9 protein-coding genes are annotated in these 17,370 nt (G+C 64.6%); 1 reads left to right on the top strand and 8 read right to left on the bottom strand.

The genetic code is table 11. The features are described 5' to 3' along the window. Positions 1 to 36: 36 nt before the first annotated feature. On the top strand, positions 37 to 1,410 hold the full coding sequence (locus ACTS1X_RS13445; protein ID WP_442614916.1) for a DcaP family trimeric outer membrane transporter: 1,374 nt from the start codon (positions 37 to 39) through the stop codon (positions 1,408 to 1,410). A 57-nt stretch (positions 1,411 to 1,467) separates the two neighbouring features. Here the strand turns inward: ACTS1X_RS13445 and putA are convergent, their stop codons facing one another. The 8 genes from putA to ACTS1X_RS13405 form a co-directional block, all read right to left on the bottom strand. Then, a complete protein-coding gene (gene putA, locus ACTS1X_RS13440) occupies positions 1,468 to 5,115 on the bottom strand; it encodes a trifunctional transcriptional regulator/proline dehydrogenase/L-glutamate gamma-semialdehyde dehydrogenase (RefSeq protein WP_442614915.1) in 3,648 nt (1,215 codons plus the stop codon). Between the two features lie 117 nt (positions 5,116 to 5,232). After that, positions 5,233 to 6,228, bottom strand: a complete 996-nt coding sequence (locus ACTS1X_RS13435) for a zinc-dependent alcohol dehydrogenase family protein (protein WP_442614914.1) — start codon at positions 6,226 to 6,228, stop codon at positions 5,233 to 5,235. Positions 6,229 to 6,374: 146 nt separating this feature from the next. Next, entirely contained in the window at positions 6,375 to 8,021 is a 1,647-nt protein-coding gene (locus tag ACTS1X_RS13430; RefSeq protein WP_442614913.1) for a hydantoinase B/oxoprolinase family protein, read from the bottom strand. Continuing rightward, the gene (locus ACTS1X_RS13425; RefSeq protein ID WP_442614912.1) at positions 8,018 to 10,039 is read right to left on the bottom strand and encodes a hydantoinase/oxoprolinase family protein; all 2,022 of its coding nucleotides are present in this window, start codon (positions 10,037 to 10,039) and stop codon (positions 8,018 to 8,020) included. The genes ACTS1X_RS13430 and ACTS1X_RS13425 overlap by 4 nt, the downstream gene beginning before the upstream one ends. A gap of 52 nt (positions 10,040 to 10,091) precedes the next feature. Next, complete coding sequence (locus tag ACTS1X_RS13420; RefSeq protein WP_442614911.1) at positions 10,092 to 10,601, bottom strand: peptidylprolyl isomerase; 510 nt, start codon at positions 10,599 to 10,601, stop codon at positions 10,092 to 10,094. 71 nt (positions 10,602 to 10,672) lie between these two features. Beyond that, positions 10,673 to 12,937, bottom strand: coding sequence for a TonB-dependent receptor (locus ACTS1X_RS13415; RefSeq protein ID WP_442614910.1), 2,265 nt, complete (start codon positions 12,935 to 12,937; stop codon positions 10,673 to 10,675). 161 nt (positions 12,938 to 13,098) lie between these two features. Next, entirely contained in the window at positions 13,099 to 15,783 is a 2,685-nt protein-coding gene (locus ACTS1X_RS13410; RefSeq protein WP_442614909.1) for a LuxR C-terminal-related transcriptional regulator, read from the bottom strand. A 105-nt stretch (positions 15,784 to 15,888) separates the two neighbouring features. Continuing rightward, a complete protein-coding gene (locus tag ACTS1X_RS13405) occupies positions 15,889 to 17,118 on the bottom strand; it encodes an amidohydrolase family protein (RefSeq protein ID WP_442614908.1) in 1,230 nt (409 codons plus the stop codon). Positions 17,119 to 17,370: the final 252 nt, after the last annotated feature.

The raw sequence follows: 17,370 nt of genomic DNA, 5'->3' as shown, positions 1-17,370 counted from the left end.
CTTTCCCGACAGCGACGTCTTGGAGAGGACAGACAGATGCAGACAGCGATGAGAGCCCTGTTCCGGGCCGGCCTGCTCGCCGCCACCGCGATGACGGCGATGCCGGCGACGGCGCAGGAGAGCAGCGTCGACGAACGGCTCGACCGGCTCGAAGCGCTGGTCGAGGGATTGATCGAACGGATCGCCCGGCAGGAAGGGCGGATCACCGAGCAGGACGCGCTGATCGCCACCGAAACCCGCCGCGCCATAGCCGAAACAAGGGACGTCGCCGCGCGAACGGATGCGATGGAAGCGCAGATGGCCGAGGCCGAGGAGGAAAGCGGGCTCGGCTTCAGCGTCGGCGGCACGCGCGTGTCGTTCGGCGGTTATGTGAAGGTCGACGCGGTGACGCAGCGCACGAGCGGCGGCCAGATCCCGGGCGGCAGCATCCTGCGCGATTTTCTGATTCCGGCGGCGATCCCGGTCGGCGGTCCGGCTTCCGGGTTCGATACCGATTTCAACGCCCGCCAGACCCGCTTCTTCTTCGACACCGTCACCGAAGTCGGCGACGATCATACGCTGTCCTCGCATATCGAGCTCGATTTCCAGGTCACGGACGGCGGCGACGAGCGCATCTCCAACAGCTATGCGCCGCGCGTCCGCCAAGCCTATATCAGCTATGACAACTGGCTGCTGGGCCAGGCCTGGTCGACCTTCCAGAATGTCGGCGCCCTGCCCGACACGCTCGACTTCATCGGGACGACGCCGGGCACGGTCTTCGTCCGCCAGCCCATGGTCCGCTATACCAATGGCGGGCTGCAGATCGCGGTCGAACAGCCGGAGACGACGGTGACCGCGCCGGACGGCAGCCGGGTGCTACCCGGCGACGATACGCTGCCCGATATCGTCGCCCGCTACAATTTCAACGGGCTGGCGATCGCCGGCATCCTGCGCACGCTGCGCGTGTCCGACGATGATTTCGGCACGGGGACCGACAGCGCGATCGGCTACGGCGTCAGTGTCTCGGGGCGCGTGCCGCTCGGCCCGCGCGACGATTTCCGCTTCATGGCGACGGTCGGCGACGGGCTGGGCCGCTATATCGGCCTCAACATCGTCAACGATGCGGCGATCACGCCCGACGGCGATCTCGATCCGATCTTCACCTATTCCGGCTTTGCGGCGTTCCGCCATGTCTGGAGCGACGAACTGCGCTCGACCGTCGCGGGCAGTTATTTCCGCGCCGACAATCCCGTCGCGCTGACTGGGCTCGGCGTGACCGCCGAGGTGTGGAACGCGATGGGTAACATCATCTACAGCCCCGTGCCCCCGCTCGATCTCGGAGTCGAATATATGTACGCGCGCCGCGAACTCGAATCAGGACTGTCGGGCAACCTCCAGCGGGTCCAGCTGTCGGCGAAATACCGCTTCTGAGATCGGCTATCCGATCGTCCCGATCAGCGCGCCGGCGTCTTTCGGACCCGGCATCCCTTACGCCACCGCCATCAGGCTGGCGTTGCCCCCCGCTGCCGTCGTGTCGATCGAAACGGCGATTTCCTCGAGCAGCCAGTCGGTCCGGTATCCGCCCTTGCCGATGCCGAGCTGGACGATCGGGATCGGTCCGTCCTGGTCCGCCACCGCTTTGAGCCAAGGGCGGATGTCCTCGCCGGTGTCCTCGATCAGGATCTGGGCGAAGGGCCGCTCCGCCTGCCAGTCCGGCGTCCATTGCAGGCGCTGCGCCACCGTTGCGGGAAGGCCAGTGGCAAGCGCGCGGGTTGCGGTATCGCCTGGCAGGAACGGCAGATTGCCCGTCGCGAAGATGGCGAGCAGCTGGTCGCGCAGCCCTTCGGCCGTCGCCGGCAGCAGCAGAACGCGGCCGCGCGGATGGACGCCGTAGAGATTCTTCTCGCCGACGGGACCCGGGAGTTCGACGAAGGAATCCAGCCGCGGCGCCTTGTGACCGTAGGGCGGCGGCGCATCTTCGGTGAGCCTTACGAACCGAGCGAGTTCCTCGTAATCGGGATCGAGCACCGGTCCGCGTTCGATCGTCGTGCTGCGCGCCGCATTCCTGACGAGGCGTCCGATATAGAGCGGTCCCCCGGCCTTGGGCCCGGTACCCGACAGGTCGCGTCCGCCAAAGGGCTGTACGCCGACGATGGCGCCGATGACATTGCGGTTGATGTAGATATTGCCCGCCTGGGCGTGTGCGGTGACCTCGGCGATGGTTTCGTCGATGCGGCTGTGAAGGCCGAAAGTGAGGCCGTACCCGGTCGCATTGACCTGTTCCATGACGGCGCCGAGATCCTGGCGGGCATAGCGCAGCACGTGAAGGACCGGGCCGAAAACTTCGCGGCCCAGCTGCCCGATATCCTCGATCTCCATGATCGTCGGGGAAACGAATGTGCCCGATGCGCAATCTTCGGTCAGCGTCAGCCGCTCGACTGCATGACCCGCCCGGCGCATGCGGTCGACATGGGCTTCGATCGTCTCGCGCGCCGACCGGGTTATGACGGGGCCGACATCGGCCCGCAGTTCGTCGGTCGGACCGACCCGGAGTTCGGCCATCGCCCCCTTGAGCATGGTCAGCAGCTCGTCGGCGATATCCTCCTGCACGCACAGGATGCGCAACGCCGAACAGCGCTGACCGGCGCTGTCGAAGGCGGAGGCGATAACGTCGCGCACGACCTGCTCGGGCAGCGCGGACGAATCGACCAGCATCGCGTTCTGCCCCCCGGTCTCCGCGATCAACCGCAGCGGCGACCCGTCCGGCAAAACGCGCTCCGCCAGCTGCCGCTGGATCAGCTTGGCGACCTCGGTCGATCCGGTGAAGATCACGCCGCAGGTCTCTGGCGCACCGACCAGCGCCGCGCCGATCGCGCCGTCGCCCGGCACCAGTTGCAGCACCTCTTCGGGAATGCCCGCTTCATGCAGGATGCCGACCGCCTGCGCGGCGATCAGGGGCGTCTCCTCGGCAGGCTTGGCGAGCACCGTGTTGCCGGCAACCAGCGCCGCCGCGACCTCGCCCGTGAAGATTGCGAGCGGGAAGTTCCAGGGGCTGATGCAGACCATCGGGCCGAGCGGTTCGACATTCTCATCGAAGGTCGCGCGGGCCTGCTGCGCATAATAGCGCAGGAAATCGACCGCCTCGCGTATCTCGGCAACGGCGTTGGGCAGGGACTTGCCCGCCTCGCGCATTATCAGGCCGAGCAGCGGCTCCATGCGCTGCTCGATCAGATCGGCGGCCGTCTCCAGGGCGCCCGCGCGCTGCTCGACGGGAGATTGCGCCCACGCGCCGAACGCTTCGGCCGCCATACGCGCGGCATGCGCCGCGTCCTCCGGCGTCGCCCAGACCACCTGGCCAACGACGTCCTGCGCGTCGCCAGGGTTCGTCACTTCCTGCGCCTCGCGAGCGAGCGCGAGCCCGGCAATCATCGGCTCAGCCCGCCAATCGACGGAGACGCTGTCACGCAGCGCGCGCGAAAGTCCGGCAAGGACCGCCTCGTCGCTGAGGTCGAGCCCGCGCGAATTGCGGCGGTCGGGGTAGAGGTCCGCCGGAAGCGCGATCAGCGGATGCGGCGATCCGACAGGCGCGACCCGTTCCGCCTCTTCGACCGGATCGACCGCGAGATCGTCGACCGGCACGCCCTCGTCCCAGATCCGGTTGACGAAGGAGGAATTCGCGCCGTTTTCGAGCAGGCGGCGAACGAGATAGGCGAGAAGCGTCTCGTGAGTCCCGACCGGTGCATAGACGCGGCAGGGGCGGTCCAGCCGGTCCGGGCCGACAACCTCCTCGTAAAGCTCTTCGCCCATGCCGTGCAGGCATTGGAACTCATAGTCGCCGACCGCGAATTCGCCACCGGTCCAGTGATGGATCGTCGCCAGCGTCTGTGCATTGTGCGTGGCGAATTGCGGGAAGACGATATCACGCGCGGCCAGCAGCTTTCTCGCACAGGCGAGATAGGACACATCGGTGTGGACCTTGCGCGTGAAAACCGGGAAATCGGCAAGCCCGTCGACCTGCGCACGCTTGATCTCGCTATCCCAATAGGCGCCCTTGACCAGCCGGACCATGATCCGGCGGCCCGACCGCCTTGCGAGGTCGACGATCCAGTCGACGACGAAGGGGCAGCGCTTGCCATAAGCCTGGACCACGAAGCCCAGCCCGTCCCATCCGGCGAGCGCATCGTCGAGGGCGAGCGCCTCCAGGATGTCGAGCGACAGCTCGAGCCGATCGGCCTCTTCGGCATCGATGTTGAAGCCGATATCGTACCGCCTGGCGAGCAGCGCCAGTTCGCGCACGCGCGGCATCAACTCGTCGATTACCCGGCCCGCCTGCGCGCGAGCATAGCGCGGATGGAGCGCCGACAGCTTGATCGAAATGCCCGGCCCGGCATAAACGCCGCGCCCGTCCGATGCCCTGCCGATAGCGTGAAGCGCGCGCTCATACTCGCGATAGTAACGATCGGCGTCCGCCATCGTCATCGCCGCCTCCCCCAGCATGTCATAGCTGTAGGTGAAGCCTGCGGCTTCCTTCCGGCGGGCGCGTCTGAGCGCTTCTTCAATCGTCTCGCCGGTAACGAACTGTTCGCCCATCATCTGCATGGCCATCTTGACGCCGCTCCGGATCACCGGCTCGCCCGAGCGTTTGATGAGGCCCGACAGCGACGCGCCGAGCCCGCGTTCGTTGACGGGCGCGACGAGCCTGCCGGAGACGACCAGTCCCCATGTCGCGGCGTTGACGAAGATCGAGCGTCCGTCGCCGAGATGCGAGCGCCAGTCACCGCTCGCAATCTTGTCGCGGATCAGGGCATCGCGCGTCGCATTGTCGGGTATGCGCAGCAGCGCCTCGGCCAGGCACATCAGCGCGACGCCTTCCTGGCTCGAAAGCGAGTATTCCTTGACGAGGCCGTCCACGCCGCCGCGCCGCCCCTTTTGCCGGAGGCGGCCGACCAACGATCGCGCCGTCGCCGCGATCGCGGCGCGATCACGATCCGAAACGCGCGCCGCCTCGATCAGCGGACGGACGGCCTCGGCCTCGGGCAACCGGTAGGCGGCGGTAATGGCGCTGCGCAACGGCGTCGGAAGCGAACCCGGCGGCGCGAAATCCGCGAAAGGGCGTGGTTCGGTTGCGTTGTGCACGGCAGATCCGATCGGAAACTGTGGACGGTTGGCGAAGCTTGGCAGGACATCGGCAACAGAAGAGCGCGGCCCGTCCATCGCGCTACCTGTCGCCCGCGTCCGGGAGACGCCGCCGGCTCAACCGCCCGCCTGCACGACGATCTTGCCGATCTGTTCGCCCCCGAGCATGTAGCGATAGGCTTCAACGGCGTTGTCCATCGAGAAAATCTGGTCGTTGATCCGCGGCTTGAAGCGTCCGTCCTCCAACCGCTCGAGAATATAGGCCATTCCGCGCTCCAGCCGTGCGGGATGCCGGACCTCGTTGAACATCGAATAGGGGTGCATGATCGAGTTCTTCCGCACCATCTTGACGACATCGATCTTGGTCGGTTCGTCGTCGAGCAGGCCATAGAGAATGATGCGCGCATCCTCGGCGAGGGCGTCGAGATAGCGGTCGTACAGGGAACCGCCCACGGCGTCGTAGACCACCCGCACGCCCTTGCCGCCGCTGATCTCCATGACGCGGTCGGCCACATCTTCCTTCTCGGTCGCGATGACGTGATGCGCGCCGGCCGACAGGATCGCATCGGATTTGGTGCCGGACCGGGTGGTGGCAATGACGCTCGCGCCGGTATCCCGCGCGATCTCGATCGCGCCGAGTCCCGCGCTCGAGCTGGCGGCGGTGACGAGGACGAAATCTCCCTCACGCGCTTCGCCGATTTCCACGATGGGGTAATAGGCCGTGAGATACTGCATCCAGATCGACGTTGCCTCCACCGCCGAGAGATTTTCTGGCCAACGTGCCAGAAAATCCTGGTGCATGACCGCCTGTTCGCCGTGCACGCCATAACGGGCATTGGCGAAGGGAATCGTCGAAACCTTGTCGCCGACGGAGAACCGGTCGACGCCCTCGCCCACGGAAAGGATGGTTCCGGACGCTTCGGAACCGAGGCGCGAAGGCATGCTCGGGAGCGTGTAGTGCAGGCCCTGGAAGAACAGGATATCAGCCCGATTGAGCGCGAAGGCGGCAATGTCGAGCAAGACCTCGCCTTCCTGCAGGGCAGGTGCCTCCCATTCTTCGATCTTCAGGACTTCCGGTCCACCAAGCTCATGAAATTGAACAACCTTAGGCATATCCACCCTTCCCATTTTCGAGTAATTTTCGTCCAGCGGCCAAGTCCGGACCCGGACGTTGGTTGCTACGATGCAAAGCAGCGCTGGCCGGTATCGATCGGCCTTGCTGCAGATTCGAACGGACGCACCTCACCGCGTTCCGCTTGTTAACTGACGAAACGATCGGCGCGGTCGCTTTCGAGGCGATCCGCGCTTCGCCGGGCGGGATCGCCGAAACCGCCGCCGCCGCCAGTCGCGACACGCACCACGCTGCCGGCCTTGAGGGCCATGGCATTGGCCTTGAGCAGATCGTCGCGGATGCCACCGTCGGGCGTGACGATCTCCACCATGGGGCCGAGCCCTTCCTTGCCGCCGGACAAGCCCCAGGGCCGCGTTACGGAGCGCTCGAACCACAAGGACAGGCTGGTGTCGCCATCCAGATGATATTCGCGATAACTGCCATTGCCGCCGCGGAATTCCCCTTCTCCGCCGCTGTCCTTGCGGATCCCGTATTTGGCGATCCGTATCGGATAGCGATGCTCGAACACCTCGATCGGATAATCGCGGAAGCTGCCATTGACGTTGTTGATGAGGCAATCCTGCCCGTCTTGGCCGTTCCACGCGCCCCAGCCGCCGCAATTGGCCTCGACCGCCACGAAAAAGGCATCGTCGTTGCGGGCATCCTTGCCGCTGAAGATCGTCACCATGGAATCGCCGTAATGCGCGGCTGCCGCGCGTTCTGGCATCGCCGGCGCGAGCGCGCGCACGACCATGTCGATAAGCAGGCCGAGCGAAGAGAAATACCATGAACAGGCGGCCGGCTCCTGGGCATGGAATATGCTCCCCTCGGGAGCGATCACCTCGAGCGCCTTGAAAGTGCCGCCATCGACGGGACGTTCGGGATTGACCAGCAGCTTGAATGCGACCCGAAGGGCGGAAACCGTCTGGGTGAAGCCGCAATTGACCGCGCCGACCGTCTGCGGGGCCGATCCGGTCAGGTCCATCTCCATCGACTCGCCCGCAACGCGCACGGTCAGCCTGACCGGCACCGGTTCGTCGGAAATCCCGTCGCTGTCGAGCGAGCCCTCCGCGCTGTATTCGCCGTCGGGGATCGCAGCGATCGCCTCGCGCTCGAGGGCCGAGGACTGCGTAAAGATATCGTCGCGCGCAGCCTTGACGGTGTCGTAGCCGAAGCGGTCGATCAGCCCCCGCATCCGTTTTTCGCCGGTCCGCCCCGCCGCGATCTGCGCATGAAGGTCACCGATCAGCGCGTCGCCGAAGCGGCTGTTCGCCCGCATGAAATTGAGAATGTCATCCTGCGGTTCGCCGCGCCGGTAAACCTTGGTCGGCGGCCAGCGCATGCCTTCCTGGTAGATCTCGAAGGCGTCGGTCGGCGATCCTGCATCCTTCGCCCCGACATCGAGCCAATGCGCCCGCGACGTCGCGAAGCCGATTCGTTGCCCCTCCCGGAAGATCGGCATGATCACGGTGATGTCGTTGAGATGGGTACCGGCGATGTAGGAATCGTTCAGGAGGATGACGTCGCCCTCCTCGTAATAGTCCCAGCCCTTCATCTCGGCAATGATCTGCACGCAGAGCGAGAGGTTTCCGAGAAACAGCGGCAGGCCCAGAGACTGACCGAGCACATCGCCATTCTCGTCGAGCAGGCCGACCGCGCAGTCCTTGCCCTCGTAGATGATCGGGGTGAACGCGCTGCGGATCAGCGAGGCGTTCATGTCCTCCGCGATCGCGTTGAAGGCGTTGCGGATGATCTCGGTCGTGACCGGGTTGGTATGCGGGCTGGTGGTGGTCATGCGCTCTCTCCTGCGGCGATGAGCATGTTTCCGAACGTGTCGATGGCGATCGTGTAGCCGGGCGGCACGACGGTAGTTGCGCTTTCCTCCTCGACGATAGCCGGGCTGGCCATCTCGCTGCCCGGCGCGAGGCGCTCGCGCTTCACGATCGGTGTTGCGTGATTGGTGCCGTCGAAGATCACATCGCGCGTGCCGACCTGCGGCTCGCCGGGTGTCGGCTCGAATGCCGCCCCGTCGTCACCATGCTCGAAACTGCCGGTGGCGGCGAGCCGGATACTGATGATCTCGGTCTCGGATTCGGGCTGCGAATGGCCATATCGCCGTTCGTAGAGCCAGTGGAAACGATCGAGCACGGCCGCGATGGAATCGCCGCGCTCGATCGGAACATTGATCGAATACTCCTGTCCCTGATAGCGCAGGTCGACCGAGCGGGCGAAGGCCATCGCTTCTCCCGGTACGTTCTCCTCGCGCAGCTTCTCGCGCCCCTGCTCTTCGAGCACGGCGAATTCCGCTTCGAGAACCGCTTCCTCCAAAGCGCTCATCAACCCGATATGGCTGGCCATGAGATCGTGACGGATATCGCTTTGCAGCATGCCCCAAGCCGAGAATGTACCGGGGAAACGCGGGATCAGCACCCGTTTCATGTCGAGTTCGCGCGCCAGCTCCACCGCATGCATCGGGCCCGCGCCGCCGAACGCGACAAGCGTGAAATCGCGGGGGTCGATGCCCTGACCGACCGTAATCGTGCGCATCGCGTCGGCCATCTTGGCGTTGCTGATGGCCAGAATTCCCTCGGCAAGTTCGCGGTCGGACAGTCCGATCTGCGCGCCGAGCTGCGTCAAGGCTTCGCCTGTGGCCTCGCTGTCGAGTTTCATTTTGCCGTCGAGCAGCGAATCGTCGCCCAACCGGCCCAGAAACAGGTTCGCGTCGGTGACGGTCGGCTGGGTTCCGCCGCGCGAGTAGCATACCGGCCCAGGATAGGAGCCCGCGCTCTTCGGTCCCACGCGCAAGCCTCCGGCTTCGACCCATGCGATCGAACCGCCACCCGCGCCGACTGTGTCGATGCTGACGATCGACATCAGCAGCGGCAGGCCCTCGAGCACAGTTTCGGAGGTCATTTCGGGTTGGCCATCGACCACCAGGCTGAGATCGAACGACGTTCCGCCCATATCGACGCACAGCAGATTGTCGATACCGGTGCGCCGCGCGAGCTCGCAGCCGCCGATACTGCCGCCGACCGGTCCGGACATCAGAGTGGCGATGGGCCGCTCCGTCGCCAGGCGATCGGTCATCACGCCGCCGCTCGAACCCATCACATGGACCGTCTTGGTCATGCCGGACTCGGCCAGTTCGGCCTTGAGCGTCCGCAGATACAGTTCGACCACCGGCGCGACATAGGCATCCATCACGGTCGAGGAGGCCCGCTCCACTTCGCGCCATTCGGGCGCAACCTGGTGCGAAAGCGAGACCGATATCTCGGGCAGCGCCGCCTTGATGATCTCGCGCGCCCGCAGTTCGTGGGCCGGATTGGTATAGGCATGAAGGAAGCAAACCGCGATGGCTTCGAAGCCTTCCGCCTTCGCCTTCTCGATGATCGGCGCGAAATCCTCTTCGGAAAGCGCGGCAATGACCGATCCGTCCCAGGCCAGCCGCTCCCGCACTTCATGGACATTGCGCCGCGGCACGAGCTGCTCGGGCTTGCGGTAATGCAGCTTATAGAGCTCCTCGCGGTGGCCGCGCGCGATCGTATAAGTGTCGCTGATACCGCCGGTCATGACCAGCATGGTCTTGGCGCCGCGGCGTTCCAGAAACGCGTTGAGGCCGACGGTGGTGCCGTGGACGAAGAAGTCGATCTCCGAAGCATCGCCAACCAGCTGGCCGATGCCCTGCAACACGCCGAGAGCCGGGTTTTCCTTCGTGGTGGGAACCTTGCCGATGCGCACCGCCCCGGCATCGTCCTCCACCACGATATCCGTGAAGGTTCCGCCGATATCCGCCGACACTTTGTACTTCGCCATCCTATCCATCCTGTTCTGTCGGTGTCGCAACACCGGATCGTTCCCGTCGTCGTCAGCGCAGCGCGATCGGTATCGGCTCGCGCAGAAAATCCTCGCCTCCGGCTTGCGCGAAAACCCGCTCCAGGGTTTCGAAACCGGACGTCACCCGGCCGAACACGGCGAACCCCGCGCCGTCGTCATGCCGCTTGCCGCCGCGATCGAGCTCCGGTTCGTCGCGCATGCAGATGAAACAGCTCGGATACGCTTCGCCCCTGCCGTAGCGCGCCGCGGACACCGCCCACCGCACATGCCTGAGACCCGTCTTGTCCGTATCCTCATGGGTGACGCGATCGAGCGGCCCCATGCCGTCATGTTCCAGACCGAGCTGGATCACCTCGATCGGTACCGAGGCCTGGAAGGACGAGTTCGCCTGGGTCACGATGCGGAAAATGCTCGCGTCGACGAAATCCGGGCTGGAGAAGGCCCGCGCGAAATAGGCGCAGGTTTCGGGCGCAGCCGCGAAGTCCAGCCGCACGCTGAACGCACCATATCGGCACGCGAAGCTGTAGATATCCCTCGCCATGGCTCGCTCGCCGGTTGGGGCGGCTCCGCCACGAGGATCGCTGGATCGTCGCAGCACAGCCGCCGCATCCATCAGAAATTGAACCGCAGGTCGGCGCGGAAGGCATCCGGCTGACCGGCATGGGCAAAGCCGCCGGTCACGAATTCCGAATTGTAGACTTCGTCGAAGATGTTCGTGCCCGAGATCGTAAAGCTCCAGCGTCCGTCCAGATCCTCGATACCGACCCGGGCGTTGACCAGCTGGATCGCCGACCGGGCCGTGCTGTTCTCCGGATCCCAGAACTGGCGGCCGCGATTCTCGAAATCGCCACGGATGAAGAAGCCGAGCGAGTCCGAAATATCGGTCCGGTACTGGATGCCGGCATTGATCGTATTGCTCGCGATATAGGGCGCCTCGTTGCCGACCAGCGCCGGATTGACGCTATACCGTTCGATATCGCTGTCCGTGAAGCTGACGCCGAGATAGGCGGTCAGGCCGTCGGCCAGCTCGGCCGAACCTTCGAACTCGACGCCGAAGATGTCGATTTCGTCGATCGGCACGAGCACCTGCGCGCTGACCGCCCCGATGAAGACGAAGTAGGGCGCATTGCTGAGGTCGGTCCGGTAGACGGCACCGCTGACCGTCGTGCCTCTGCCCAGTTCGGCCCGGAAACCGGCCTCGATGGTTTCCGTCTCCTCCTGATCGAGCACGTCGGTAACGCCGTTCACGCCGGCGCCGGCGGCGATCGCGCCGACCCCGTTCTGGTTGAACTGGCCGCTGCGGAAGCCCTTGCCCCAGGAAGCGTAGAGCGTCGCCGAATTGCTCGGCTGGTAGCGCAGCGTAACCTTGGGCTGGAACAGGTCGAACGTCGCGCGATTGGTAGCGCCGGGCTGCCCGATCGCCGCGATGATATTGCCCGCCCCGTCGTAGAGCCCCTGACCGGGGTCCACATTCTGCACGCGCCTGTCGCGATCGTAGCGGCCGGCGACCGACAGCTCCAGCGAGTCGGAAAGATCGTAGGCCAGGTTGAAGAACAGCGCCCACGCCTCGTTGTCATTGTCATCGGCGATGAAGCTGGTGAGCGGATTTGACGGGTTGAGCACCGGTTGGCGCCGGATTCGCACAATCCCCTGTTCGAGATCGTTCATGATCGACGATGAAACGAACCGGTTGGTGTCCAGATAATAGCCCCCGACCATCCAGCGGAAAGGCTGGTTCGATCTCGAGGTCAGACGGACCTCCTGGCTGAAGGTTTCGATATCGAAGAATTGCGACTGGGTCCCGTCGAAGAACGGAAATGCCGGCGAGGGCGTGATCGTGCTCGCGGCCGAATAGGGAAACTGGTCGCTTGCCGTGCTCTGCGTGATCCGGTCATAGGCGGAGATGAATTTCAGATCGGCGAAGCCCAGATCGATGTTCACGCGCAGCGAAAGCTGGTCGATGTCGCGATCGTCGAGCCCGAGATTGTTGGCGAAGAAATCGCGCGCCACCAGATCGGCATCGTTGATCGTGAAATCGAACGCCGTCGGCAGGCCCGATGCCGGATCGATGATCGCCGGCTGATAGGAGAAGTTGAGCGAGCCCGCATCCGTCCGCACGATCGAGCCGCGCAGGTCGATCGTCACCGTGTCCGACGGAAGGAAGCGCAGATGGCCGCGCAGCGCGATATCTTCAAGATAATCCGCCTCGTCGTCCAGGAATATATTGTCGAGAAAGCCCTCGCGATCGACATATTTACCGGAGATCCGGAACAACAGCCGGTCTTCGACGATCGGCCCGGACAGCGAGACTTCGGCGCCATATTCACCGCCGGTACCGGCGTGGAGGTTGACATAGCCCTCGAAGTCGTTGGTCGGCATCCGGGTGCTGATGAGGATCGCCCCGCCGGTCGCGTTCCGGCCATAGAGCGCACCCTGCGGCCCGCGCAGAACCTCGACGCTTTCCAGGTCGAACAGCGGCTGGTCGAAGCTGCGCGAATTGACCTGCAGCACGTCGTCGACCACCACCGCGACCGGCGGTTCGCCGTTCCGGGTCTGGGACAGGCCGCGAATCGAAATGAAGTTCGTTCCCGCATCCTGCGAGTTCGAGAAGGTGACGCCCGGCGTCAGGGCGATGAAATCGTCCACCCGCTGGATGTTGGCATCCTCGATCGCCTGCGCGTCGAATACGGTTTCCGAGATCGGCACGTCGAGCAGGGATTCATCGCGGCCGCGGGCGGTCACGATGATGACGTTGCTGTCGGCACCTTCGGCGTTGGCCTCGGCACGCGCATCTTGCGCATGGGCCGGCGCCATCATCAAGGCACCGCTCAGGCCCAGAGCGGTGGTGGCAAGCGTCGCGCGCAGGAACTTTTTCATTGTTGGCACCCCCAAAGGTTCTCGATCTATTTCGTCGACGATAGCACCGGATATGTTGGCCGGGCGGCAACAATCGGGTGGTTCGATCGGCGAGAAGAGGGGCGAAGTCTTTCGGACCTACCCGAACAGGTAGGGGTGCCGGCGTTTCGATCCGGCCGGGATCAATCGATGAGATTGGTCTGGCGCGCGACGGCGACTGCCTCCGTCCGCCGGTTCACCTCGAGCTTCGAGTAGATATTCTTGAGGTGGAACTTCACCGTATTCTCGGTCAGCTCGAACCTTCGGGCGATTTCCTTGTTCGAACGGCCTTGGGCGAGCTGCTCGAGAATCTCCTGCTCGCGCGCGCTCAGCAACTCGTTGCCGGATTGGGGATGCATTTCCCCGCGCCGTTTCTGAATCTGCGACACGAAATTCACGAGCAGGACATTTTCCTGGTTCAGGCTCGTTTCGATCTTCCGGCCGCCGAGGATCGACTTGAGCGGTTCGAGGCCGATGAACGGGCCGAGAATTCCCTGCGGCGCGGCAATAGCCAGCGCTTCGCGCAACGCGTCGATGCTCCGTTCCTTCTTGTCGAGCTGCCAAAGCAGCAACGCTTCCGAAACGAGGAGTCGGATCTCGAAGAAGCTGGCCCCGCGCTCGCGCCCGTCGAGGATGCACTGCCGCACGGCGCTCGCCGCGATCGAGGGCGACATCTTGCGGGCGATCGCCAGGTTCGAAACGGCAATGAAATGATTCTGCCAGTCGCGCGGCGACGTCTTGAGATCATGGGTCCGGACCCAATTGCCGACCTCGTCGGCAAGGCCGGCGACTTCATGCGCATGCCCGCGAAGATACGCCCCGCGCATCTTGAGGATGACCGCCTGCCGCTCGAGCCGTGTGAGGCTGCGGCGCTTTGCAAGCTCGAGCATGCGGTCGCAAAGCTCGGCGGCGGTACCCAGCTCGCCATGCTGTTCGCATGCCGCCACGCCCGCATCGAGACCGACAAGGTAGACCTCCGTCCAGCCGTCGTTTTTCTCGATGTGCCCTAAAACGCTCGAGAATTCGTCGATCTCCGGCTTCTCGACCTCGCCCGCCCAGGTGCGGATCGCGAAATCCACGACCTGCGCCATTCTCTTGAGTCCGCTGTCCGATCCGAAATTATTCTCCGCCAGATCCAGCGCCTGCGCGATGTTGGCCTTGGCAAGGTCGAATTTCCCCGAATAAAGCGCATGGGTGGCGGCGTGGATGTAGCAATAGTTGAGCCCCAGGACCGATCCGCTGCGCCGCATCTCGCGAAAGGCCAGCTCGATATTGTCCTGCGCCCGATCGAGTTCGCCGCACGAGAACAGCGCTATCGCCGCTTCGCACAAGAGCGTGCCGCCCTCCAGCGGCGTCCATTCGTCGAGCTGGCTCGGCATGTCGCGCGCGGCGGTGCGCACCGTCCAGTCCCGCGTGTCCTCATAGGCGCCGATCATCGAGCCCACCAGGCGCCGATCGCGTTCATAGGCGTCGCCCGAGTCCGCCGGACGCAGCGCCTCGGACGCATCGAGAAGCCCTCGCGCCTCCTGATATTTTCCGTCTTTGCAGCACAGATAGGACTTGGCGATCATCAGCCGCGCGCTGCTGGAGATCAGATGTTCGGGCGCCAGCCGCAACAAGGTCCGCATCACGTTGATGCCCTCGGTCAGAATGATCGACCAGCCGCCGGCATCGAGTATCAGGCGCTCGACGAGCTCGTCGTCCTCCGCCAGCCGCGCGTAGCGGACGGCGGCGATGAGCTGATTGTTCGCCTCGAACCAGGCGCTGGCCGCACCGTAAAGCTCCACGACGCGGGCCGGAGCCTCGGCCAGCAGCGTTTCGCGCAGATACTCCGCAACCAGATGATGAAGCCGCACCCATCCGCCATGGACATCGGTCGGAACAAGCAGCGCGCTGAAGCTCTCGAGCGCGCGCAGCATTGCGAGGCTGTTGTTCGACCCGCACACGGCATCGGCGAGAGAGGCGTTGAATTGCTCCAGCACGCTCATGTTGAGCAGGAATTCGCGCACGTCCGGCGCGAGCGTGTCGAGAACCTGCTTGGTGAGGTAGGAAGCGATCAGTCCGGATGAAATGCCCGATTGAAAGGCCGAGTCGGGTTGCGCCTGCTTCTGCACGCGCGCCAGCTGGACCGCGACCGGCCAGCCTTCCGTCAGCTCGAATATCTCCCGGGCAACGGCCTCCTCGATCTGGCCCCCAAGCGCGGCGCTCGATTCCGTCTGCGTCAATCGCAGTTGTTCCGGCCCGATTTGCACGACATCGCCGGCTGCCACCAAGCTCGGCAGATCGATCGGAGGCGCCAGCCTGCTGTTCAGCACCAGCGTGAAGTTGGGCGGAGCCTCGCGGATCATCTGGTCCAGCAGCGCGCTGGTTTCGGGCGACGCCGCCAGATGCATGTCATCGAGGATCAGCACGCAGCGCTCGGGAAAATTCGCGATCCGGCGCATCAGGCTGCTCAGAACCACTTGCGGCCTGGAATCGGGGAAGCCGTTGCGCGCCGCCACTTCGAACTGGCCGAGTTCGGCACCCGCGCCCGCCAGGGAAAGGGTGATATAGGCGAGAAACTGCCCGGCCGCGCAATCCGCTTCGTCCAGGCTGAGCCATCCGATGATGTCGCCTTCGCCTTGCCGCGCGTCATACCATTGGCAAAGCAGCGTCGACTTGCCGAAGCCCGCCGGCGCGACGAGAAATATCGCCTTGGCGGACAGGCCGGCTTCGAGCCGACCGATCAGACGGGCGCGATCGACCAGACTGATATTGGGCCGGCTGGGGGCGAACTTGCTGACAACGATCCAGCCGTCTTCGCCGCCCAGTTCTTCCTCGTCAGCCATATCTGCCCGTCCGCCTCAAAGCCTCGCCAACGGTTAGCCGGGGACGCCGATGCGCGCCAGCATCGTGGCGGAAGGCTCCAGCGAACCCATTGGCGCGCCGGTTTTTCACAGCCGGTTTTTGACGATCGCGCCCTGCTTGACGATGACCGGCATGTGCGCGCCCTGATCCTGCAGGACGGACAGATCGTCGAGCGGATTGCCGTCGAGCAGCAGCAGATCGGCGATCGCACCGGCCGCAATCACGCCCAGTTCGCCTTCCCGTCCCAATATCTCGGCATTGACCCGGGTCGCCGAATGCAAGATCTGCGCCGGGCTTTCCACCTGCGAACGGACGAGGAATTCGCGCGACTGATGATCGAAGCTGTCGCCGAGCAGATCGGTGCCGAGCCCCAATTTGACGCCCGCCTCACGACAGATCCGGATCGATTCCAGTCCGGCTTCGCGCACGCGCGCGAGCTTCGCCAGCATGGCCTCGCTCCACCCGCTGTCTGCCGCGGACTCGGCAAGCACTTCATAGGTGATCAGGGTCGGCACGAGATAGGCCCCCTTCTCGGCGGCCAGCGCCGCGGTTGCCTCGTCTATCATGTTGCCATGCTCGATCGTCCGCACACCGCATTCGAGCGCGACGCGGATGGCGTCGGCGCCATAGGCATGGGCCATCACATAGGTGCCGCGGCGTTCCGCCTCCTCGACAATCACGGCGATCTCGGACGGGCTGTACTGGTTGCACTCGAGCGGGTCGTGCGGCGAAGATGCCCCGCCGGATACCATGATCTTGATCTGGTCCGCGCCCTTGCGCAGTTCGTCGCGCACCGCGCGGCGGACATCGTCGATCCCGTCGGCGATGCGCGAGGTAAAGGCCAGCGCGTGCTGGCAATGACAGACGTCACGGTCATCAGTCCGCGAGCGGAAATCGCCATGGCCACCGGTCTGGCTCAGCGCGCGCCCGGCGATGAACAGGCGCGGTCCCTGGATCAGGCCGTCCTCGACCGCCTGCTTGATGCCCCAATCGGCGCCGGCCGCATCGCGCACCGTGGTAAAGCCGCGTTGGAGCATGCCTTCGAGGATATGGCTTGCCCGCGCGCTCATCAGAGTCGGCGGCACCTCGCTCAGCCGGGCGAGATTGGTGTCGGCGAGGAAGGGATGGACGTGGCAGTCGATCAACCCCGGCATCAGGAAGCGCCCCTCGGCATCGATCCTTTCGATGGAATCGCCGTCGAGCGCCGATCCGATCTCGGCAATCCGCCCGTCCCTTACCTTGAGATCGGCGCGGTCGGAGACGGTCTCGGCTTCAGGATCGATTATCCGCACATTGGTCAGCAGAATTTCGCTCATTGGATCATCGCCTTGTCCGTCCTCATTCTCGTGAAACGCGGATTGCCGGTATCGCTCCGCCCTTCCGGGTCCGCCCGCATTCGTTCCCGACAGGACGGTGCCAAGCCCCTGTCATCTCCGCGATACTCGATCGAAGATTTCGTCATTCCTCCGCGGGACGGCGAATGCGTCGGTCGCCGCATCTTCACGACATCATCCATATATGTCCGGCAAATCGAAAGCTATCCGTTCGGGTAGCTCGGGGCTGAGGCG

Origin of the sequence: Parasphingopyxis sp., assembly GCF_052168275.1 — a bacterium.
Taxonomy (GTDB): Bacteria; Pseudomonadota; Alphaproteobacteria; order Sphingomonadales; family Sphingomonadaceae; genus Parasphingopyxis.
The sequence above is the reverse complement of the archived record's forward strand: the minus strand, read 5'-3'. Positions and strand labels throughout refer to the sequence as shown.